15 protein-coding genes and 1 tRNA gene are annotated in these 22,336 nt (G+C 50.2%); 10 read left to right on the forward strand and 6 right to left on the reverse strand.

The genetic code is table 11. The features are described 5' to 3' along the window. Window positions 1-88: 88 nt before the first annotated feature. Both hemL and AB1656_17250 read right to left on the reverse strand, forming a co-directional pair. A complete protein-coding gene (gene hemL / locus AB1656_17245; GenBank protein MEW6237131.1) occupies window positions 89-1,387 on the reverse strand; it encodes a glutamate-1-semialdehyde 2,1-aminomutase in 1,299 nt (432 codons plus the stop codon). 142 nt (window positions 1,388-1,529) lie between these two features. Continuing rightward, window positions 1,530-1,603, reverse strand: a tRNA-Met gene (locus AB1656_17250). Window positions 1,604-1,958: 355 nt separating this feature from the next. Between AB1656_17250 and AB1656_17255 the strand changes: the two genes are divergently transcribed. From AB1656_17255 to AB1656_17275, 5 genes are all read left to right on the forward strand, one after another. After that, window positions 1,959-3,779 (forward strand): hypothetical protein, encoded by a 1,821-nt coding sequence (locus AB1656_17255; GenBank protein ID MEW6237132.1) that lies wholly within the window; start codon window positions 1,959-1,961, stop codon window positions 3,777-3,779. A 433-nt stretch (window positions 3,780-4,212) separates the two neighbouring features. After that, the gene (locus AB1656_17260; GenBank protein MEW6237133.1) at window positions 4,213-5,304 is read left to right on the forward strand and encodes a hypothetical protein; all 1,092 of its coding nucleotides are present in this window, start codon (window positions 4,213-4,215) and stop codon (window positions 5,302-5,304) included. A gap of 16 nt (window positions 5,305-5,320) precedes the next feature. Continuing rightward, entirely contained in the window at window positions 5,321-6,205 is an 885-nt protein-coding gene (locus tag AB1656_17265) for a hypothetical protein (protein MEW6237134.1), read from the forward strand. An 11-nt stretch (window positions 6,206-6,216) separates the two neighbouring features. Then, window positions 6,217-6,648: a hypothetical protein gene (locus tag AB1656_17270; protein MEW6237135.1), complete on the forward strand. Its 432-nt coding sequence runs from the start codon at window positions 6,217-6,219 to the stop codon at window positions 6,646-6,648. 116 nt (window positions 6,649-6,764) lie between these two features. Continuing rightward, window positions 6,765-8,168 carry a hypothetical protein gene (locus AB1656_17275; GenBank protein ID MEW6237136.1) on the forward strand — a complete coding sequence of 468 codons (1,404 nt, stop codon included), beginning with the start codon at window positions 6,765-6,767 and terminating at the stop codon, window positions 8,166-8,168. A gap of 90 nt (window positions 8,169-8,258) precedes the next feature. On the opposite strand, the gene AB1656_17280 is transcribed toward AB1656_17275, so the two are convergent. From AB1656_17280 to AB1656_17290, 3 genes are all read right to left on the reverse strand, one after another. Then, on the reverse strand, window positions 8,259-9,830 hold the full coding sequence (locus AB1656_17280; protein MEW6237137.1) for a hypothetical protein: 1,572 nt from the start codon (window positions 9,828-9,830) through the stop codon (window positions 8,259-8,261). A 3-nt stretch (window positions 9,831-9,833) separates the two neighbouring features. Further along, entirely contained in the window at window positions 9,834-10,013 is a 180-nt protein-coding gene (locus AB1656_17285) for a hypothetical protein (GenBank protein ID MEW6237138.1), read from the reverse strand. A 112-nt stretch (window positions 10,014-10,125) separates the two neighbouring features. Beyond that, window positions 10,126-10,857 (reverse strand): class I SAM-dependent methyltransferase, encoded by a 732-nt coding sequence (locus tag AB1656_17290; GenBank protein MEW6237139.1) that lies wholly within the window; start codon window positions 10,855-10,857, stop codon window positions 10,126-10,128. Between the two features lie 143 nt (window positions 10,858-11,000). Between AB1656_17290 and miaB the strand changes: the two genes are divergently transcribed. The 3 genes from miaB (at window position 11,001) to AB1656_17305 (ending at window position 14,748) form a co-directional block, all read left to right on the forward strand. Further along, window positions 11,001-12,353 (forward strand): tRNA (N6-isopentenyl adenosine(37)-C2)-methylthiotransferase MiaB, encoded by a 1,353-nt coding sequence (miaB, locus tag AB1656_17295; protein ID MEW6237140.1) that lies wholly within the window; start codon window positions 11,001-11,003, stop codon window positions 12,351-12,353. Beyond that, window positions 12,343-13,170 (forward strand): hypothetical protein, encoded by an 828-nt coding sequence (locus AB1656_17300; protein MEW6237141.1) that lies wholly within the window; start codon window positions 12,343-12,345, stop codon window positions 13,168-13,170. The genes miaB and AB1656_17300 overlap by 11 nt, the downstream gene beginning before the upstream one ends. A gap of 156 nt (window positions 13,171-13,326) precedes the next feature. Further along, entirely contained in the window at window positions 13,327-14,748 is a 1,422-nt protein-coding gene (locus tag AB1656_17305) for an SGNH/GDSL hydrolase family protein (GenBank protein ID MEW6237142.1), read from the forward strand. Window positions 14,749-14,845: 97 nt separating this feature from the next. On the opposite strand, the gene AB1656_17310 is transcribed toward AB1656_17305, so the two are convergent. Then, the gene (locus tag AB1656_17310; GenBank protein MEW6237143.1) at window positions 14,846-16,897 is read right to left on the reverse strand and encodes a SpoIIE family protein phosphatase; all 2,052 of its coding nucleotides are present in this window, start codon (window positions 16,895-16,897) and stop codon (window positions 14,846-14,848) included. Between the two features lie 248 nt (window positions 16,898-17,145). Between AB1656_17310 and AB1656_17315 the strand changes: the two genes are divergently transcribed. Both AB1656_17315 and AB1656_17320 read left to right on the forward strand, forming a co-directional pair. After that, a complete protein-coding gene (locus AB1656_17315; GenBank protein ID MEW6237144.1) occupies window positions 17,146-19,476 on the forward strand; it encodes a glycosyltransferase family 39 protein in 2,331 nt (776 codons plus the stop codon). Between the two features lie 228 nt (window positions 19,477-19,704). Further along, complete coding sequence (locus AB1656_17320) at window positions 19,705-22,317, forward strand: tetratricopeptide repeat protein (GenBank protein ID MEW6237145.1); 2,613 nt, start codon at window positions 19,705-19,707, stop codon at window positions 22,315-22,317. Window positions 22,318-22,336 lie beyond the last annotated feature (19 nt).

The following is a 22,336-nucleotide window of genomic DNA, read 5'->3' on the forward strand; positions in this document are numbered from 1 at the left end:
GCGGGTGCGGTAGGTTACGCTTTGCTTTGAGCCCACTCTACGATTCTGTCCCCAAGTCCCCCAGTCTCCCCGTCCCCTTGTCCCCATTTTAGGCAAGCGACTTAAAGGCGGCGCCCGCCGCGCGGATCGTTTTTTCGATCTCGCGATTGGCGTGGGCGATGGAAACGAACCAGGCTTCGAAGGCGGAAGGGGGCAGATAGACGCCCTGCTCCAGCATCTTGCGCCAGAAGGCGGCAAAGCGGTCCGTATTCGAGGCCGCCGCCGAAGCGAAGTCCGTTACCGGCGCCTCGCTGAAGAAGAGCGTGAACATAGAACCGGCGCGGTTGATTTGCGCGGGAATCCCGGCGGAATTGGCTTCTTCCTGAATTCCATTGGCGATAGCGCTGGCTTTCTCTTCCAGGGATTCGTAAATCCCCGGCGTTTTAAGCAGTTGTAACGTCGCCAATCCCGCTGCAACAGCCACAGGATTGCCGGAAAGCGTCCCCGCTTGGTAAACCTCGCCGCTGGGCGCAACGCATTTCATAATTTCCGCTTTGCCGCCATAGGCGCCGATCGGCAAACCGCCGCCGATGATCTTGCCCAGCGTCGTCAAGTCGGGGCGCACGCCGAAGCGCTCCTGCGCTCCGCCGAACGCTACGCGGAAGCCCGTCATCACTTCGTCGAAAATCAACAATGCGCCGTATTCTTGAGTCAGCGAACGCAACGCTTCCAAATATTCCGGCTGAGGCAGTACGACGCCCATGTTGCCCGCAACGGGTTCGACGATGAGGGCGGCGATTTCCTGGGGATATCTTTCAAAAGCGGCGCGCACGGCCTCGGCGTCGTTGTAGGGAACCAGCACGCAATCTTGAACGACGGATGCGGGTACGCCGGGAGTACTCGGAATAGCCAACGTCGCAACGCCGGAACCGGCTTGAGCCAAAAGGGCGTCGTGGTGTCCGTGATACCCGCCGATCGTCTTGACGATCTTATCGCGCCGCGTATACCCCCGCGCTAGACGGATCGCGCTCAATGTCGCTTCCGTGCCCGAATTGACTAAGCGCACCATCTCAATGGAAGGGATGGCTTCTGCGATCATTTTAGCCAGCGTTACTTCGGCTCGCGTAGGGACGCCGAAAGAGAGACCGTTCTCGGCGGCGGATTTGACGGCATCCACCACTTCGGGATGGGCGTGGCCTACGATCAACGGTCCCCAGGAGCAAACGTAATCGATATAAGATCGATCGTCTTCGTCCGTCAAATAGCACCCTTTTCCGCGGGCGGCGAAAAAAGGATCGCCGCCGACGGCGTTCCAAGCGCGGACAGGACTATTGACGCCGCCGGGTATTAGAGCGCACGCGGCTTTATAAAGACTGGCGGATTGATCCTTTTTCTTTTTTGCTGGCATAACCGTTCACGCGTATTGGACGTTCGATCCTGAGAACTGGCGGACCGGTTCCCGTTTCTCCATAATCGCAGGAAAAACAAGAAATTTTATGGATAGAAAACGGCAACCTCTTTCGATGAAGTTGCCGCAGCGGACGAATGAATAGCGGCGCAGGGAATCGAACCCCGAACCTCACGGATATGAGCCGTACGCTCTAACCAGTTGAGCTACGCCGCCAAAAAACGCATGAACTATTTTAGCGTGAAATCTCGAAAAGACGAGTACCGCAGCCTGCTTTTTTTCGTAATGTTATAGTCTATTCAAGCCGAGCAAATTACGCTTCAAAGCTTAGCGTTTGGCGAGTTCTCGCAAAAGCCAAAAAGAGAAAATAGCAGGATCGGCTCGTTGGATCAAGCAACGCGATAGAGGCGAATTATTGAAAGTCGTTCGATTGAGAATATCGTTTCGAGCGGCTTTAAAATATTTTCTTTTCTCTCAAAAAAAGATATCTTTCCCCTCGTTTTTTTGATAACTTTAGGCCAAGAACCATTTATTGGTTCCCACTAAAATTCGAAGAAGGGAGACAGAAGCGATGAAAAAAAGTTTGACAGTCATTAGCCTTTGCATTTTGGGAGCGAGCGCCGTTTTTGCTCAGGCTCTCGATACGGAGAAATGGCCGCCGAAAACGGACTTCTCCGCGGAGGAAGTCCATTATTGGAGCGGCGACGATTTTCTGACGGCGGCTATTCCCAGCGGCAAAGGGAACTATTTCGAAGCCTGCCTGTCGGTTCTTACCGGCGGCGATCAGGTAACGGCGGACGTAACCATTGGCGGCAAATCGGCGAAAAAGGCGAACACGACCTATTTCAACGTCGCCGACGAATTGTATTTCATCTGGCCTGAATATCCCGTCGTGGACGTTTTAGTACAGTATTTCGCCAATTCGGAATCCAAGCGCGCCGATTTCGGCTTTTTGCTCGGCCAATTGGGCAATCTGCACGGCGTGAGCGGCTATTCGTTCGAATCCGTTACGGATGCGTATGAATGGCGTCTCTTCCGCATCGACAACGTCAGCGGCTGGCTGGGCAACGATCTGAGCGGATCGGGTCCCTACGGCGGCGTCAATGGCGGCACCATCCGCTTCGAGCGCGTTTCGGGCGTGATCTTCCGCGCCATCGCCATCGGGCCGGAAGGCGCTTTCGGCGAGCCGGAGGATATCAACACGGCGAAGACGGTGGAATTCAATCCTGACGATTACGCCATATTGGCGGAATGGGATTTGAACAAAGGCGTCGTCAATGGACTCGATCTTTACAAAGTAACCAGCGGCGACCAGGAGACCATCGTCTCCGACGACGTCGGCCCCGCGAACGACAAGCGCAAGGCAGCGCGTCCCGCGATGGACAATGGAACCGACGGCATAAAAGACCTGTACGTCAACTGGGCGATTTTGAACGAGCAATTCGGCCCGGCCAGCCAGCCGGGATTCCGCGTCAAGGTCGTTGCGGAATATTACGACGATCCCGCGCTCGTTGGCATTATCTTCGGACCCGAAGCCTATAAAACGGCGGGCGATCAAATCGCCTTCTACCCCGAAGCCAATCGCACCGTCATTCAAGGAACCGATCGATGGATGGAGGCGGAATGGTACGTTCCCGACGTCAAGTTGAGCGGCGTGAACGTCAGTCCGCAGGGCGCGGCGCGCTTTGCTTATTCCGGCCCCGTCTTCATCAGCCGTTTGCGGCTCGGCGCTATCCGCACTGCGGGAATCTATGAAGGCGTCGATCCCATTCCCGACTCCTATCCCTTCGATCCCGATCCCTACGGCATCTATGCCGAACTCGATCTGGATAAAGGTCTCGTCGATCATTTGGATATGGGCGGCGGCGGCGGCGATCAGGAACATATCATCGACGGCAATATCGGTCCTGCTGGCGATAAACGTTTCGCCGTTCGGCCTGCGCTGAACAAAGGAACGACTCCGTTCGACCGCTATGTCAATTTCGCCATCCTTGACGAAATCTTTGGGCCGAGCAATCAGCCCAACGCCGTATTCAAAGTGGCCGTGGATTATTACGACGATCCCGCTCTTGTAGGCGAACGATTCGGGCCGGAAGTCTATCAAAGCAGCGTGTTCGGCACATTGGGATTCAAATGGTATCCCACCGAGCTGCGCGCAACCATCGAAGGTACAGGCGAGTGGAGAACGGCGGCCTGGCAGATCGACGACATGAATTTCTCGGGCGTCAACGTCGGACCGCAAGGCGCCGCCCGCTTCTGGTACACCGATAACGGCGCGATCTATATCAGCCGCGTGCGCTATGCCGTAATCCGCCCCAAAGGCAAAAATGCGGGTGTGGATATGTTGGCGGATGTTCCCCTGACGAATGTGGACTCGTGGGAACTGTATTGATTCGCAACTTGACCGTCAAGGACGCAACGATGAGGCGCGGGCGCAATGTCCGCGCCTCTTTCTATGCGCAACTCCGCGTTGCGGCGAAATCTTTACGACGGCGGTAAAATTGATAGCATTCCAACCGTCGCTAGTTCGAAAAATAAAAAAATGCCTCCCTATTGAACGCCAATCCGCACGGCGGCGCAATCTTTGCCGGCGCCGCTGATGCAAACCTGTTCTCCTAAAACGATAAGCGTAGAAACGAGGACGATTCATCGGACAGCCTCCGCTTGTTATTTTCTTGGTGAGCGGAAATCATAAAACCATTTAATGAAATATTAATAAAATTTTCTATTGACTGTTCGTAGAATAATGATACACTATCAATAATTATATGTATTGTGCGAGAAACGGATATCATAAAAATATCCGGTTGAGGGAGAGAGTTTGCATGATGAAAAATTATATTCTTTATAAATCGTATGTTTTTTTGTTCCTCCTTTTCCTTCTATCGAAAGGGTGTTATCAACATGATTCGTTTCCTGTTTCCATTGTTCCCCAAACCGTCATTTTAAAAGATTCGGAAGCCGGTTCTAAGATTCTTTTTTCGTTATCCATGACCAACGCGACAAACCGTACTGTTAATAAACTAGATATCGCGGCCAGTTGCGGTTGCTTATTGGTCTCCGATTCTCCAGCCTCCTTGCCCTCGAACATAACGCAAGATTGTACGTTTCAATTCAGCGTCCCCCAACGCGTCGGTCCCTTTAAACATATCATAGAAATTAAGGTGGAGGGCGCGAAAAAGAGCGCCTTTATCCCCGTCATCGGCAACGCCACGAAAACATTGGATTCGTTTCCCCAATCGCTGCTTGTCAGTCTCTCGGATAGGATCGGGTATGTCGGCAAGTCTTTCACTCTCAAAGTAAGCGCCAAAAACGCAAAGGATTGCGTCCTCATGGCGGAAATCCAATCCCTGTCGAAAAACCGCGGCGAAAATAACGAACCCGCATGGATGACAGGATTGAGCGTTTCTCTCAGCCGGATTGACGGCTATTCCTTTTCGGGAGTTTTTTCCGTCAATAGCAAGGAACTGAAAACCGATTTGCCATTCAATGGACTGATCGCCATAAAAAATATCGCGGATAGGGGAAAAGTCATTTTAAGCATCCCATTTAAAATCTCGGATGCGCCGGAGATCGAGTGTTTTCCCAACTTGCTATCCTTTTATTTTGACCACTCGGCGAATAAATATTCGCCGGTTACGCTGCGGCTGGCCGGGAACAAGCTGCTCGACGCCGAAGCGGTGTTTCTGATCAATTCAAAGCAAAAAATCGAGTTCGAGCAACAACTCTTTACGGCCGTCCCTATTCGATGCGATACGCAGCTCACGTTGACGCCGAGTGCGGGAAGCATCCCGGCGCAGTTGCGTTTCGATAACATCGACATCCAATTCAAAAATGGATTGCATTGGCGGATTCCAACGGTTTTTTATAAAACCGGGGAAAATAAAATGCCTTTGCAGGCATTGAACAAATCGTGAAAGGAGGATGCATATCATGAAATCGATTGGGGGAATTTTTCTTTTCTTTGGCTGCGCGCTCCTTTTTTATCCGAGTGCGGCGTGCGGCGAAATCTTTCAGGCCGATATCTTGTTGAAATACCAAAGCCTTCCAGGCAATCCGGATTTTTCCTGGGTGGCGGAGTCCGAACAAGAAAAAGCCAAGAAATACGCTGACGAGAACAATATTCACGCCATCCAATCGGTCAACGCCGCCATCGCCGTAACCGTCGGCTACGAGTGGGAAGTCCCCATGAGATTAGTGGCCGAATACGCGGGGAAAATGAAAATTGTAAGGTATTGCATCGAGGGAATTTGCCCTTCGTTGGATCTCACGGCGAATCCCGGCGTGAAACCCAAAGTCATTTTCGGCGATTGGACGAGAACGATTCACGATGGTACAGACAATTATCAAATGAACCGGAATTTAGAGGACGGTTACGTGGGAGAACAAAAGTTCGCGAATATAAGATACGACAAGCCTTATTTTGAAGACGTTCGCATGAACTATGTTAATCACACGAAGAATTTGCTTAAGTTGTTGGAGAAAGTTGACGAGAAGAATCTGACGTCGAACACTTCCAATTGCAAGGAATATATGTTGTATCCGGAAAGGCCCGATATCCGCATGAAGATTTACGATAATGGGCGCCTGTATCAAGTCGTCAGCGGCGATGCGGAACATTCCAACGGGCTAATAGAATTTATTTACGATAACGGCAACGATTTCGTTCCGGATATATACATCAATATGGGCGATTTGATTCTCCATTTCAACGTGATCGCCGCTTCCCCCGGCAGTCCCGACGATGTCACGATTCCGAAAAACTTGAAATACAAAGAAATGGCGGAGCACATGAAACCGCTATTTTACAAAAAATAAGGAGGCGCGAAATGAGAATCAAACGAACCTATCTTTCTTCAACGATGCTTCTCTTGGCGGTCAGCTTTGTAGCTTGGAATACCTACTTTTACGATTACGCCTTGGCGAGCTGCGTCAACTCGTGTCCCAGTTGGATCTGCAAGCATGGATACGCGGGCGATTATTGGACCGTTTATGGCTGTTGCGACCGAGACGATGAGTTTTGCCCGCAAAGGTGGCAATGCACCGGCGATTGGTGGAGAGAATACAATTTTTGCCATATGGAAATGGTAACGGAAGGAAGCGATACGTTCGAATGCAACGAATGGGCGTCCGGGATCAACGGAACGCTCTATGTTTTTCGCTGCGCGGATCCCCCCTGGCCGGCCTGTAAACCTAACGGCTCTGGAAATATGGTAAGAAATCAATGCGACGATGACGATATGGTCGGCGGCTGCCCGTAAAAGCAAGGATATCGATTTTCCTTTTGTTAGAATAAACCTTAAGAGCTCTGAAGCGGTAATAAAGAGCTCTTTTTTTTAAATGCGCACTCTCTTTTTTAAAAGAGACTCATAAAGATATGTACCAGAAAATTATCCTATTCATCCCGCTCCTGCTTTTCATCCTGCTCATCAAGCAGCCGCCGCAGAATTGCGATATTTGGTGGCACATGCAAATTGGGCGGGATATACTGGAAAACCAAATCTGGCCCAGCCCCGACCGGTATTCTTATATTACCAACGAGACGGAGTGGGTGGTTCATTCCTGGCTCGCCGATTGCCTGTTTTACGGCGCGTATCGGCTTTGTGGAGAAAGCAGCCTGGTTTTAATGCGTTATGTATTTCACGGCTCTTTCGCCCTGTTTCTTATATGGATTTCTATCAAAAAGGGAATCAAAAAAGAATTGGCCGTATGCGTGGGACTCGTAGGATTGTATATGGTGAGTTACCGCGAAATCAGGCCGTTTTTATTCAGCCAATTGTTTATCTCCTATCTTTTTTTATTTATCGCAACCTCTCAGCCGCCTTTGATGATGGCCATATCCGTTCCTATCGTCATGCTGATTTGGGTGAATATTCACCCGCTTTCGTTGGCGTTCAGCCTTGTAATAGGCTTGATCTTTGTTTTCTTGATCTTTTTTAAGAAAAGATATCCCGAATATTCTTCAACGTATTTGTTCGCTATTCTTATCGCCTTGCCTCTGTCCCTAATCCATCCCACGCCTGCCTCTTTATTGTGGAGATTTTTTGAAGCGCCCAGCTACCCAACGCCGGATTGGGACAGCATGATCGTCCTGGCGTATAGGCAAAGGCTCACGCCCTTTCTATTCGAAGCCTTTCTTCTGATCGCTATTGCCCTATGGTTTGCGTATGTCTTTTTGATTCGGAAATGCGCCGATAAGAAATATCCTGCGGAAATGTTCTTTTCCTCTATTTGCTTGCTCATGGCGATTCTGTATATGCGCAGCGCATGGATGATCGTTTTTCCTTTGATCTCCGCATTAAGCCTTCATGACATCGGTTCGCGGTGGCTGGGGGAATCGAAAAAAGGCGCTTGGAAAATTCCATTCTACGCCTTTGTGATTTTGCAGATCTTTCGCGGCCATCTGCCGCCAAAGCCCTATTTTCCCCAAAGCGCCGTACGGTATATCAATGAAAACCATATAAAAGGGAACTTCTTTACCGATTGGTTTTGGTCCGGCTACCTGACTTTTTATACCGATGCCAACGCCAAAGTATTCGTGGACACAAGAATCGAACCTTTCACCAGCGAGCAAATTGCGCTCTATTGGAAAGCCAAATATTATATTGCGGAAAATTTGGAATATCTCGTTAATTACAACACGGAGTACATATTGTTAACCCCAGAAGACGCCGACAGCGCAGAACTCGTAAAAAATAACTTGGCCGAAATTTTAGAATCCTCCAACGAACATGTTCTTCTGAAAATCAATGTTCCCGAAGTGAAAAGAATGCTGAATTAAAGGCGAGCGGAATGATCCGCAGGCGCTATTTTCCCCCTCGCCGCCATTAAAAACTGCGTATTCAAAAATCCCCCCAGCCATTTCATCCGATTATAGAAACCGTTTTAGAATGCGCTGTAAATCGAAGGGAAAGTCTGTCATATCGGCATCCTCGCATGTAGCTTTTAATATAGCGGATGCTAGATGGTCGTATTTAATGACGTATATCAAAAAATCTCCTTGTATGATATCCGTCGCATCAAAGAGAAGATCAAAAACATACATCTCGCCAGACATGGCAGTGGCTCTCCATAAAAAATGAGGAAGATCCGTTGTAAGAAAATCCCATTTCGCTTTCCCTCGAAATAAATCATTTTTATGGATGTCTTCTTTCAGATCGTTGACGGTTGTAAGATAAATATCCCATTCAATGCGTTGATTATAAGGTATTTTTTGCTTTTGCCGCAGCTCTTCTATATAAAAATCGAAGTCAATAAGCGCCACATAAATAGCCTCAACTGGAATGCGGATTTTGGGATAGACTGGTATTAATAGCATATCGGGCACGGCTCGGATACTGCCCATTTGTCGATTTTGTCCAGGCCATGATGTACTCAATGAATCAATTGCCACTAAGCTTCCATTCCCATCGGAATATTCGACTTTAAACCCATCGAATTTCATTCGAGCGAACGGACCTACTTGATCGTCATGAACGTAAATTTTATCTATTCGCAACGCTTTTAATTTAAGTTGTTCCGTTTCTTTTGGGTCAGGATTGGTACCGCCTAGGCTATAGCCAGTTATCGTTATGGCGTGCTTTCCTTTACAAGTATGATTCGATAAAGAGACATCAAAAAGATAGGCGCCGAAAAGAATTGGGATTTTGCCTCGCAAATAGGCGTACAGAACGCTTTTCAGCATACAGACACTACGGAGATTGATATGAAAATATTCAAGCCTGACGCATTTAATGGCATGAGCCATTTGGTTTATCGTTAATCCCTGATTGGGAAAAGTTCTAGTAATGTATCTTGGATCGTCGAATCCGGATTCAACCGCCATTTTCGTTATTTCAACCGGAGAGGGAATTGAATGTTGGAACAATTTCCCGGTTCCGTGAAACGCTGTCCAAAGAGCGCTTGTAGCGCATGCCGCCACTACAGTGTCTTGCTCCTGAAAAGCTAAAGATTTTATAGAAAGGGAAATGCCAAACAAATTAGCTTTGTATTCACGAAGACTGGGGAAGTGCCTTCTTCCATTATCAGATGGATATGTTTGGAGGCACGTTCGGCCAATAACAGTTTGTGGAAGAGGCTTAACCACTATAAATCCGAGATAAGAGCCATCTTTTTGCAGATCAATAGCATCCTTATCCCCTTGAAGAATTAAATCTAGTTCAACAGATCCGAAATCAATGGTGAAGAAGTGAAGCCGAGAACAACTTCGAGGATATTCCTTAAAACACCGGACATAATATCCGGCGTAATCTTCCAGATAATCTCTATCAATATATTCTTCTTCAATTACAATGACTTTAGCGTTTAAAGCCCCAAAATAATCTTCAAAATAAAGACAATGAATTTTCTGTTCAACAAATTTGGGATCTGCTCCCGACTTTTTGGCGAGGATTTCTTTTAGATCATCAATCGTATAAGGAATAATCTCGTATGGCGCACACATAGCTCAGATGGTGAAGGGTTCGTTCAATTTAGCGGGATCAATTTTACAGGATTCTCGCAATTGTTTTTTTATTTCTTCTGCTTGTTGGGATATTTTCTTTACGCTTTCCTTTCCCTCTGGCGAGGCCGCCCAAGCTTTTGCTTTGTTAATTAATTCCATTTTTTCAGCCTCTTTTTGGATCATTTGCCCCCTCCATTAATTTTCAATCTCTTATATCCTTTACATAATAAAATAATATAAATAATAAAACTTTTATATAACGAGTCAATCCAATGTAACTATTTTCCCATTAAATTTATCGCCGCCCTATTTTCCCCCTCGCCGCCATTAAAAACTGCGTATTCAAAAATCCCCCCAGCCATTTCATCGGCAATCCCGCGGTTTGAACGTCGGCGAAATTCCGGCGCAGCTCCGCCAGCGTCTTGCGGTAATCGAAACCTTTATGGGAAGAAAAATTGGGACGTTCGATATGATCCAAGTTTCCTCGAAAAGCGTTCCAGAGTTCCGTCCAAGCATAGGAGCCGCGATAACCGCCGTAAAATAGTGTGGCGGCGCCCTGTTTCAGCAGCACGGAAAGCCCTATCTCAATTGGGACGGAGACGATGAGCGTTCCATCGTCTTTGAGAATGCGTTTGAGTTCGGCGATGGCTTGTTGTTCGCCGTTGACATGTTCCAGCGTCTCTAGGCAGCATACGGCGTCGAACGAACCGTCGCGAAAAGGCAGCGTTCGCGCGTCTCCTTGCAGGCAGACGGTTTTCGGGGAATTGGACAATCGCTGGCTTAGCGTTTGCAGCGCTTGAATGTTATGATCCGCGCCCACGGCGAAGGCGTAATTCTCTCCCGCCCGCGACAGCAGTTCGCCGTCGGAGCAGCCCGCGTCGAGCAGAATCAAGCCGGGGCCGAGCGGCATCCGCGCCAAGGCTTCGCGGATATGCGCTCCATGCACCCAATTCATCAGGCGGCGCTTGCTGTGATACAATTGTTGGGAATGCCCCTTGGGATCGTATTGAAAAGCGCCTTCGGCCATCTGTTTCTCCCTTGCGTTCTGAAAGCGAGCCGATTATATCATCGTCCCCTTCGCCTAAGCGAGGGCGGGATTCGGGATTAAAATAATCGCGGAAGCGGGTATACTTTATCCCGCGTTGCGATCCAAATATTTTCGAGCGTATTATGAAATTTCACATTCAATCGTTTGGCTGCCAGATGAACGTCTACGACGCCGGCTCGCTGTGCGGTTTATTGAACGCGGCGGGCCATGAATTTACCCCCAACCTAGAGGAGGCGGAATTGATTCTTCTCAACACCTGCGCCATCCGCGAAGGGGCGGAACAGCGGGTGCGCGGACGCATCGGGCAGTTGAAAAAATATAAAGACCAGGGAACGTTGAGATACTTGGGCGTTTGCGGCTGCATGGGCCAAAAAGAGGGTGAACGGCTGACGGATTCCATCTCCTTCCTCGACCTGGTGATGGGGCCTGGGGCAATCGGCTCGATCGCGCGGCTGGTGGAAGCGTTGGAGCGCGGTGAACGTCCCGTCATCGACCTAACCGGGCTTGACGAAGATTTCGACGAATTCCACCCCCCGGCGGACGAAGCCATCCATTACCCCCGCTTCGTCTCCATCATGAAGGGCTGCGACAAGAAATGTTCTTTCTGCATCGTACCCTATACGCGGGGCGGCGAATGCTCCCGCGCTCCGCATATCATCCTGCAGGAAATTGAAACGTTGGCGCAGCGGGGATACCGGGAGATTACTCTTATCGGACAGACGGTAAATTCTTATCGCTATGGCGAGGTCGATTTCGCCGCACTATTGGCGATGGTCAACCATATGCCGGGAATCGAGCGCATCCGCTTCTCTACATCCCACCCCAACGCGGCGACGCCGGATATGCTGCGTGCGGCCGCCGAGCTGGATAAAGTGTGCGAACAGTTGCATCTGCCCGTACAATCCGGCTCCAACCGGATTTTAGAGCGGATGGAGCGGGACTATAGGCGGGAAGAATACCTTGAACGCATTGCCTATTACCGCCGCTTCTTCGAAAATTCGATCATCCCTCCAGCGGTTACGACGGATGTTATCGTCGGCTTTCCCGGCGAGACGGAAGAAGATTTTCTGCAAACGATGGAACTTTTAAAGACGGTCCGCTGCGACGCCGCCTTCATGTTCAAATATTCTCCCCGCCGGGGAACGCCCGCCGCCGAAATGAAAGATCAGGTAAGCGAGGACGTCAAAGCCGAACGTCTGGAGCGGCTCATCAAGTTGCAGCATGAAATCTCCCATCAACTGAATAACGCCTTCATCGGCAAGCAAGTCGAAGTCATGGTGGAGCGCATCGGGGCCGATTCTCAGGGCGCCGCCGTTTACGAAGCCAGATTGCGCACTGGGCGCACTTTGAAATTGGGCGAATCGGAAGAGGCCTATCGGATCGGCGATTTGATTAAGGTTAACGTGACGGATTCCTCGTCGTATACTCTTTATGGAATCCCCTGCGAAAGAAAGGCGAAAAGCATTGTGGCGTAAATCCAGAGGAATAGGCGCAGCCTTCGCGGCGATAGCCTTTGCTTTTTCCGTTGGAATCGTGCCTGACGCCGTTCGGGCGCAAAGCCCCGCGTATACGACGCTCGACGCGGCAACGCAGAGATCGGTGGAAGAACTACGGCAATTGCTCCTGACGGGGGACGACGCGGCGATGGAAGCGCAGCTCCAGCGCATTGTTAGAGGTTCCGGCTATATCGAACCCTTGGCGGAAATTTATTACAAATTAGCCCAAAGAGAGACGCGGTTGGCCATACTGATCTCCTATTACTCTCTCATGATGGATAAATGGGACTCATCTCCCTGGGCTTCAATGGCATTGATTCAGCTGGTCCCTCTCGTCCTAATGAGCGGGGGAAAATTGGACGACAATCTGGAACGTCTCATCGACGCAAAAAAGGGGAAACTGTTAGCCGCCGCCGCCAATGCCGCCGCCATTGGAGAAGACCCTCGGCTTCTTCGAGAAGATGCGATGGTGAATCTGTTGCAATTGGCTCATTTGCGCGGCGATAGCATTGGGATTCAAGAGTTAGCTAGGCAGAGCGGCGGGATGCTGCCGCGTTTTCAGGATCGATTCGAATTGGCGGCCGCCTATGCGAAACTGCGCAACCAAAACAGCGCCGAAACCGCCTTCGATTTGAAGCAATGGCTGCAAAAATATCCCCAATCCGATCTGCGCCCCTTCGCGATTTTGGCGCTTTTCCACGCATCGGACGCCAACGAAGCCGTGCGTCTGATGAACGAGCAATATCCCGATACGTTGGAAGCTTTATTGTTGAAAAACTATCTCGCAGGCCAATAAAAAAGGGATTTGACGTAAAGTATTCTCCTCTTACGCACTTCGAAAAACGTAGGCTAAAAGCGAAGCGTAGCCCACCATTTTTCTGAGTATGACAAAACCATGAATCTTCGATGCCGCCGTATTTTCATCAATATAGCAACAATTGCGGGAAGCTTTTTGTTTATCCTTCTTTTTCTGGAAATCGCCTTTCGCCTCTATGCGCTCGTTGGCCAAATGTCATCAAGAGAAATACAGCAGGATTTCATCGAGCGCTTCGCTGTTCCCGATTCTTACGGCATTGTCCGGCCTCATGTGCAATTGGAACTCCGCTCCTTTTTCCCCACGGGAAAACTGATCGATTATCCCGTCAACGTTTCTACAAATTCCTACGGAATGCGCATGAGAGAAATTTCGCTAAAGAAAACTCCCAACGTCATCCGCATCGCCGTCATGGGCGATTCCTGCACTTTTGGCTGGATGGTCCCGGAAGAGAACGTCTATTCCAGAGTGTTGGAAATCCTCCTTAACCAAAACGGCGCAGCGAAATACGAAGTCTTGAACTTCGGCGTTCCCGGCTATACGTCGTTTCACGGCTTGAAGCAATACGACCGGCTGGTTAAACCATTCCAGCCCGATATCATTATCCCCGCTTTTGGATTCAACGACAGTTACGAGAGCCGATTTTCCGAAGCGGAACTCTTCGCCCGTATGGAAGAATTGCATCTATCGAAAGGGCTTTCGGGAACGGCGCTTTTTTTCTACGACCATAGCCGTTTGGCGAAATGGCTGATCGGACGCTTGCGCAGCCGGGGCAAATCGCTCGTTGAAGCGGAATACCGCCGCCGAGCGCAGCAAAACCTCTGGTTCCCCCGCGTTAGCCGCGAGGAATACATCGCCAACATAAAAGCGATTTACGCCGACGCTCAAAGCTACGGCGCCAAGATGCTGCTGCTGCATCTCGATCTGCCCAATTCCTGGGTCAAAGAACCATTGCGGCAATTGTCAAAAGAGTTGCCCGCTCCCCTGTTGGATGCGCAATCCCTTTTCGAAGCAAGCGCCGCCGAGAATTCGCAACCGTCCCTTCCCGCCAACCTGATGGCGCCGGGCGTTCAGCCAGGAGTCAAATCCAATTCGCGAGCCTTGCTTCTGCGCGTCTACGTCCCGCTGCAGGAAACCGTCAAAGATCGAATATACGTCGCCGGCAACAATCCCTCCGGCGGAGACTGGATGCCGAACGCCATCGCCCTTTACGACGACGGCGCCAACGGCGACGAACAAGCGGACGACCGCGTATGGTCGCTGCGAATCGAAACCGAAAGCCAAATCCTTATGGACTATGCTTTCACCAATAGCGGCCCAGCGGGAAAATGGCAGGAAACGGAGCCGATCTTCGAAAACACGCCCAAAGCCATTCGCCATTACTATCGCGTCGATCTCAAAACTCTGCCCCCCGGTTCGTTTTGGGTATCCCCTATCCATGTTTTAAACCAACTCCCCTATCAAAATATCCGCCTGCCCCAAGACCCCATCCACCCCAACAAACAAGGTCACCGCCTCATAGCGGAAAAACTGGGGGAGATGGTTTTGCGGGGGAAATAGAATGTCTGAATTAGGATTTTTTAGGATGAAAGGATAACTCGAATATATTTTTCTTTAAAAAATCGCAAGATGGAATTAGGATTTATTTCAGGAGAGATTAGGAATTCAGATTCTCATCCCACTCCTTCATCGGCGGCAACGAGAATGCTTTAAAGTCAAGGGCGACGAGGGTTACATCGTCGTCCAGTGGATCGACGTCCAGGGGGTGTTGGACGTATTGTTCCAATTCCAACATAATCATGTCGAGAAGGTCTTTGGGCGAAGAGTGTTCGCATTTGCGCATCACGGCGCGCAGGCGTTCTTCCCCGAAGGGTTCTCTTTTGGCATCGCAGGCTTCTATTATGCCGTCCGTATAGAGCAACAGCCGGTCTCCGGGTTGAAGTTGGAGGCTAAGTTCGTCGTATTGATGGTTTTCCAGGATGCCCAGGGGCAAGCCGCGGTTAACTTCGATATCCGTTAGGGTTCCATCCTGCTTGGAATAGAGAACGGGCGGCGGGTGTCCAGCGGCGGAATAGGTCAAAACCTGTGCGTCGAGATCGAGGCGTCCAAGAAACATGGTAACGAATTCGCCAGAGCGGATGGCGCCGACGAGGGTGTTGCTCAGACTGGTGAGGACATCGCCTGGCGAACTTTTCCGTTTAATGAGAGTATGAGCGATAGAGCGGGTGATGCCCATAATGAAGGCCGCCGGGGCGCCGTGGCCGGAAACATCAGCGATCAGCACGTACATCTCCTGCCGGCCTAACGGGAAGAAATCGTAGTAATCGCCTCCGGTGCGTCCGTTGGGCATATAGAAGCAACGGATGCTGACGCCGTCGAGATCCAGCGTAGGCTTGGGCAGCAGGTTCTTTTGCAACTCGCCGACGGTCTTTAATTCATCGTCGATCTGGCTATAGGCGCGGCTAAGTTCTTCCGAGATCAGGCGTAGGCGGAAATTCTTCTCTTCCAGGTCTTGGGTGCGTTTGGCTACTTTGTTTTCCAGTCCCTTGTTCCATTCCTTTATTTCCGCGACGTATTTATTGATTTCGTCCGCTCTTTCCTTAAGCGTGCGGGTCAAACGGTTGATTTCGCCGCCGAGGAATTCCAACTCGTCCCCTGTGCGTATGGAGGCGTCCACGGAATAGTCGCCTTCCGCAATGCGGGAGACGGTTCCAGCGAGGGATTTGATGGGCGCCGTAACGCCGCGCGCTAGAAAAAAGCCCAAAAGCAGCGTGACGAACAGAATATAGAGACTGACGGTATAGATCGAAGTTCGCAATTGATTCAGGAATTGGTATTTTTCTTCCAATGGACTAAGGATGATATATAAACCCTCGTTTCCTTTCGCGTGAGGCAGTGGGGATGCGTAGACAAGATAGCGATTTCTGAATAGGGTAAGAACCTTGGTTTGGTTTAATAGCGAGTTCTTTTCCTTTTGCGCCATGTTGTCCCAGAAGTTGCGGAAGTCGATGGCGCGCTGGCTGTCCAACGTCGTTGTGATAAGACGGTTGTGGAGCACAAAGCCAATATGAAAGCGGCTGCCGCTGCGAAGGTCCCAGGCGAGGTTTTCGTCGACGGGGAAGCCGATGCAAACGGCCCCGAACGCCTTGTCTTTCCGATCCGGGTCTACGACGGGAACGGAAGCGACGGCGAAGAGTGAAAAAGGAAATTCCTTCTCAACGAAGAGATAATCGGTTTTAGGAACGCCTTGAAGGGCGCTTTGAATGCCGTAAAAGGTTTGAAGACATTCCTGGATTTTAATCGGATTACGGAGGATATCGCCCGATTTTCTTCCGCTCAAGACGATCTTGCCGTCAATGACTTTGCCTTGCGCGTCGGTAAGGATAATCAAATCGCGCTGATCGGAACGAGGGAAAGAGGAGACGAGGAAACTTTCAACTAATCGGCCTTCGCTCAACATGCTCAGCGATTGGCGAATATGCTTTTGCTCGGACTGCAAAAGAGCTTCATTGCGGATGGTTTCGATTTTCGTATTCAACAAATTGAAAAAAACCGTCTTCAAATCCTTAAAACGGGATTCGTCTTCTTCCATAATACGATGGGTTACGATGCTGTTGACTCGGGTGGTGGTAAAATTCACCATCAGGATAAACAGAACGATGATGAGCAAGTAGATTTTAAATTGAAATGGGATATTGATTCGAATCATTTTATGAATCTAACATATTTTGCGTAAAGTCGATAGCGCAATCGTCTGAAAATCGGAAATACTAGCGGTTGAATCCGAAGAGGAAGACGATAGAGTTCGAAGACCTTAGCATAGAAGGGTATCCTTTTAAATATGCGTAGTCTCCTTAACGCTTTTTTTGTCTTCTGCGCCGCCATATGATTTCCGCCGATGGCCAAAACGGTTATCGATCCAATCGATAACGAAAAGAAAACGATCGATCGAGAAGAATGTTGAATCGCAAAGAATCCTCGCATCCCTCTTCCGGATTCGCTCCGGGAACCAACGCCGTGTTTTTTCTGTTGACCGTTTTGGTTTTCCCTCTCTACCTTTATCATAATCCCGCCCGTTGGGACGCGATCGTCAGCCATTGGCCCGCCTTATTTTATGTTTTCCGGCCTTATACGATTCTGGGACATGGGCGTGATCTTTTGCTTCTCCTTATATTATGGCTCATCGGCCACGGTTTAGGAAAAGGAATTTTCGCACTGGCGCATCCCGCCAGGCGTGATGATCTGTCGTTCGCTTTTACGATTCCAATGGGTTGGTCGGTTTTATCTTTTGCCGTTTTTTCTCTCTCCATGGCGCAACGGCTCAATTCCTTGGCGATTGCTTTGACGTTAGCGATTTTATTCTTTGCGTCATGCGTATTTTGGCTGCGGAACAGGGCGCAATTGTCTTATGAGCCAAAAAGGATGATCCGAACTATTGCCGATGTTCCCTTTTATGTCAAGTTGTTTTGCTTGCTAATTTTGGTTTCGATATTTTACGCCTTCGTTTCTTCTCTTATGCCGCCTACGCAATCGGACGGGCTGCGTTATCATTTATCAGTTCCCAAGATTTACTTGAGTTATGGCGGTTTTGTCTTATTGCCGCACCTCGCGTTTTCCAATTTTCCCTTTTTAATCGAATATCTATATGCCATCCCATTGGCGTTCGGTTCGAATTGCGGACCGAAACTGATTCATTTTTCTTACTTTGTGTTTACGTTAGGCCTTTTGTACGATCTAGGGAAGAACCTTGGAGGACGGAATGGAGGGATTTTTTCCGTTTTATTATTAGCCGTTGTTCCTTTCGTTCCCATCTTTTCTTCCTGGTCGTTCATCGAATTCGGATTGACTTGTTACACGGTTATGGGATTCATCTTCTGCTTACGATCTATAGAACAACTTCGGGCGGGTGAAAACAGTAAAGCTACGCGAGAGGCGATTCTAGCCGGCCTATCAGGCGGATTGATTCTAGGCTGCAAGTATACTTCCTTGACAACTGTATTTTTCTTTCTATTCTTCATGCTGATTTTTGCAGGTAAAGGGAATTACCGGAGGGCGGCGGGACATGCCTTTCTCGCTGGAACGATTGCGGCGGTTCTCGCTTCGCCCTGGTATGTTAAGAATCTCGTTCTGTTAGGCAATCCGATATATCCTTTCGCCCGCAGTCTATTCCCAACGCCTTACTGGACGGATTTCAACGCCGCCTTTTTCGCCTATCATGCTGGATTAAAGGGCAATCTTAACGCATTGGCGCAATACAATTTATGGGAGAAAATCCTCGATTTCGCCACCCTGCCCGCCCGGATTACCTTCTTTCCCGGCGAAGAGCGCCATTTCCCGGAAAATTTCGGCGCCTGGCCCGTCGGGACTCTATGGCTGGCGCTCGCGCCTCTTTTACTGTTGCGGCGGCGATGGAATTTTCGTCTGACCGCATTGGTTCTCTTCTCTTTCATTTTATTCGTAACATGGGCTTATACTTACCGCGACACTCGCTTTCTGTTATCCTCAATGGCGCTATTGGCGCCGGTTCTCGCGGCGGGCATGACGGAGTTGATGGAACGTCCTCTGGTTCGCTGGCTGCTATTCGGCATGGCGTCTTACGGATTGATCTTCACGACCGGCCTCATGCTGCTCTACCGCGCGCATGACGCCCAAGGCCGTTATGATTCTTGGGGCAAGTACGATCCGTGGCTGGTGGTCAGCGGCAAAATTTCCGGCGAGCAATATCTGGAAGATTTCAACGAGTTCACCAAATACGAAAACCATGCGTTTCGTTTCCTGCGGGAGAATACGGCGCCGCATGAGAAAACGCTGCTGCACGGCATCGAGCATCCCTTCTACTGCCCCAACGATTTCGCCGGAGCGGACTGGTTCAATACCGACCCGCTGATCGCCTGGTCTTGGGAATGTTCGACGGCGCAGGAGTTGTTGGAGCGGCTGCGAAGCGAGAAGGTTCGCTATGTCATTTACCATTATGGAAAGATCAAACTGCCCGGCTATTATCAGTATTACCGCTTATTCCGGCTGCCGTTATCTCTTTCTCTGCCGCTGCTGAACGAATTGAATAAGCGCGAAAAGATGCGGGTTCAATATACCGATACGTATAACTATTGGCTGCGAACCCGCTACGAGGAGGAATTGCAACAGGCGGAAGCGCAGGCGCCGAATATCGCCATTCTCAACCAATTATTGGATGGCGGGATGCTGCCCGAAGTTTTCCGCTACGAAGCGTCGCCGAAGAATCCCTACGAAGGCATCTCCGTGCTGAAAGTCCCCGAATCCGCGCCGTGAACGGTGACGCGAACAAAGCGCAAATCTTGTTTTATACTCGACTTCTTTTCTTATCAATAGTATAAATCGGGTAAGTGATTACGGTGGGTTGCGCTTCGCTTTGATCCCACTCTACACGTCTTAATGTGGAAATATTCCTAAAATTGACGTTTGGCGCGGCTGAAGTTACCTTTGTACTACGTTGAGAATTGCCGCCGGTTTTTCTAAAAGGGGATATGGAAGATAGGGATGAAATCGAAATCCTTCGTTATCGCGTTAACGGTCGTAATCGTCCTGGGATGCCTGGCGGGATACATCGCTTATAAAATCCATCGGGCAAACGTGATTTCCCAGGGGGAAACGCTGTTCCGGCGCGGCGATTACAACGGCGTCGTCGCTCTGCTGGGGCCGGATGTAGAAGGAACGTCGGGCGGCGCGCCGGAGCGCCTGCTGACGGCGCAGGCTTATTACCGTCTGAGAGAATACGACAAAGCCCAAACCATTCTCGAACCTCTGCTTCAATTCGGAAGAGAAACGCCGGGAGCATTGGCGCTCTCCGGCTGGATTTTTATCAAGAAGGAATCGCCAACGCAGGCTCAAGAACGTTTCGAGCGGTTAAAAAGCTTGAACGATAAGGATTACGAAGCGGAAGCCGAGGCGGGATTGGGCGGCGTTTCTCTCCTGCGAGGGCAAAGCGACGACATCAACCTGGCCAAGTCCTATCTCACTCGCAACGTTACGTTTAGCAAGCCACTTCCTCAAACCTACATGCTGTTGGCGGAATTGCGTAGTTTACTACGCGAATACGACGCAGCGATCGAAGCCGCCCAGAAAGCGGTAGACCTCGCTCCCCGATGGTCCGAGCCTTACGTTTCACTGGGAAAATGCTATTTGGCGGCGGGAAGGAATTCGGAGGCGGAGGATGCGTTCAGCCGGGCGTTGGAAAATGGAGCCTCCAAAGACGAGACCAAGTTTTACCTTGCAAAGTCGCTGTATTACCAAGGATCGCTGCGGCAAGCTCTTTCCGTATTGCAGGAATTGATCGACAGCGAGGGAGAAAAAACTCGGGAAGCGTTGGACGATGCGGCGCATATATCATTGGCGTTGGGAGAGATCGACAAGGCGTTGGACTATCAACAGCGGGCATGGGCGTTGAAAAAACGGCCCGACGCCGCCCTTCAGCTTTATGAAACCCTCGCCCGCTTGAACAAAACGGAAGAGGCGGAAAGGTTTTTGGAGGAGACGGTTAATAGTTGGCCGTTTCTCAGCGGAGTTCACTTGGAGAGGGCGAATCGGCTGTTGGCGAAAGGAGACCTGCGCAAAGCCTATTCGGCGTATAACAACGTTCTCGATTACGATTCACAGAATTATTTGTCCTATTACAACTTGGGCTGCATATCCTTTTTGGATAAAGAAGAATATCAAACCATAGATTTTTTCGCCGTCGCGGCTAAGAATGCGGAGGAGTATTTCCCCGCCCAATTGAATAACGCCGTCAGTATGCTCTTTTTCGAAAAGGAGACGGACGCCGCCCGCGCTCTGCAAAATTTAAAAAATCGCTATCCCGCTAATTACTATGTCCTGCAAGCCAGCGCGTTGGAGCGGTTCTTTTTCGGCGATGCAAAGACGGCTTTGGATTTGCTGGACGATTTTCTCAAAACCAATCCGAAACAAGCCAGTCCATGGATTGTCCAGGGCGAGATGTACTTGCGGCTCTTCCAATTCCAGAAAGCCAGAAAATGCTTCGAAGAAGCGTTGAAGATCGATCCCAATTCAATGCGCGGGCAATTGGGAGCGGCGTATGCCGCCTATCGCCTGGGCGATTCGCAAGCCGCCGCTGCTCTTTTCGGCCAAGTTATGCAAAATCGAACGGGACTGGATTCCGCCGAATTGGACGAGGCGAAAAATGGAACCGCCTTGATCGACCTCGACCGGGGCGAGATCGCTTCAGCGCTTAACGCTTGGGACGAATTGAAAAACTCCCCCAGCGCAGGACGGAAATTCGCGGCGGTTAATTCCACTCTTGTCGATGCCGCCGATCCGGCGGAATTGGAAATCGAGGCGCTCATAAAAGCTTCGTCCGAGAAGGAGCCGCTGCCGGAATCCTCTTATAATTTAGCGGTTTATTACGATCTTCTCGGACGTTTGGACGATGCCAGCGCCGCCTATGAGCGACTCATATCCCAATACCCTTCGTTTCTCTACGGCGTATTCAACCTGGCCGATCATTATCGCAAAAGGGGGCGTTTCGCCGATGCGTCCGCTTTATTCGAACGGGCGCGCCAGGCGGCTCCGGACCGGGTGGACGTCTTGAACAACGAAGCCGCCGTTCTTATGAAGCAACAGAAATATGAAGAATCGGAAACCCTCTTGAAGGAAGCGGCGGAAAAGGAACCCGGCAACACATTGATCCGATTCAACATGGCGTTAGCGCGCTTGATGGGGGGAGACGCCGCCGGGGCGGCGAAGCATTTGGAGGAACTGAGGAATTCGAACGCGCCTGCGGGTTTAATCCGGACGATCGAGGGTTTGATTCAGGCGGGCAAGGGAAAAGAGGAAGAAGCGTTGACCGAGTTCGCTTCGGCGCAGGAAAGGGATTCCCATGACCCCTACGCCGCTCTCAACCATGGAACGGCGCTTCTCAAGTTAGGCCGTTACGCGGAAGCGGAAGAAAGCCTGCGCGAGGCCGTTTCGCGAGATCCCTCATTGGCGGCTACGCATCGTGCGTTGGGTTTGCTTTATTGCAAGTTAGGATTGTACGAAGAAGCGTTGGAACGGTTGCAAGTCTCCTTGAAACTGGATCCCTCGCAAGCCGATTTGAATGCGATTATTAAACAAATTCGCGGATGGATGGAAGGATAACATCCAAGTTCTTATCCTT

The organism is Candidatus Omnitrophota bacterium, assembly GCA_040755155.1.
Taxonomy (GTDB): Bacteria; Hinthialibacterota; Hinthialibacteria; order Hinthialibacterales; family Hinthialibacteraceae; genus JBFMBP01.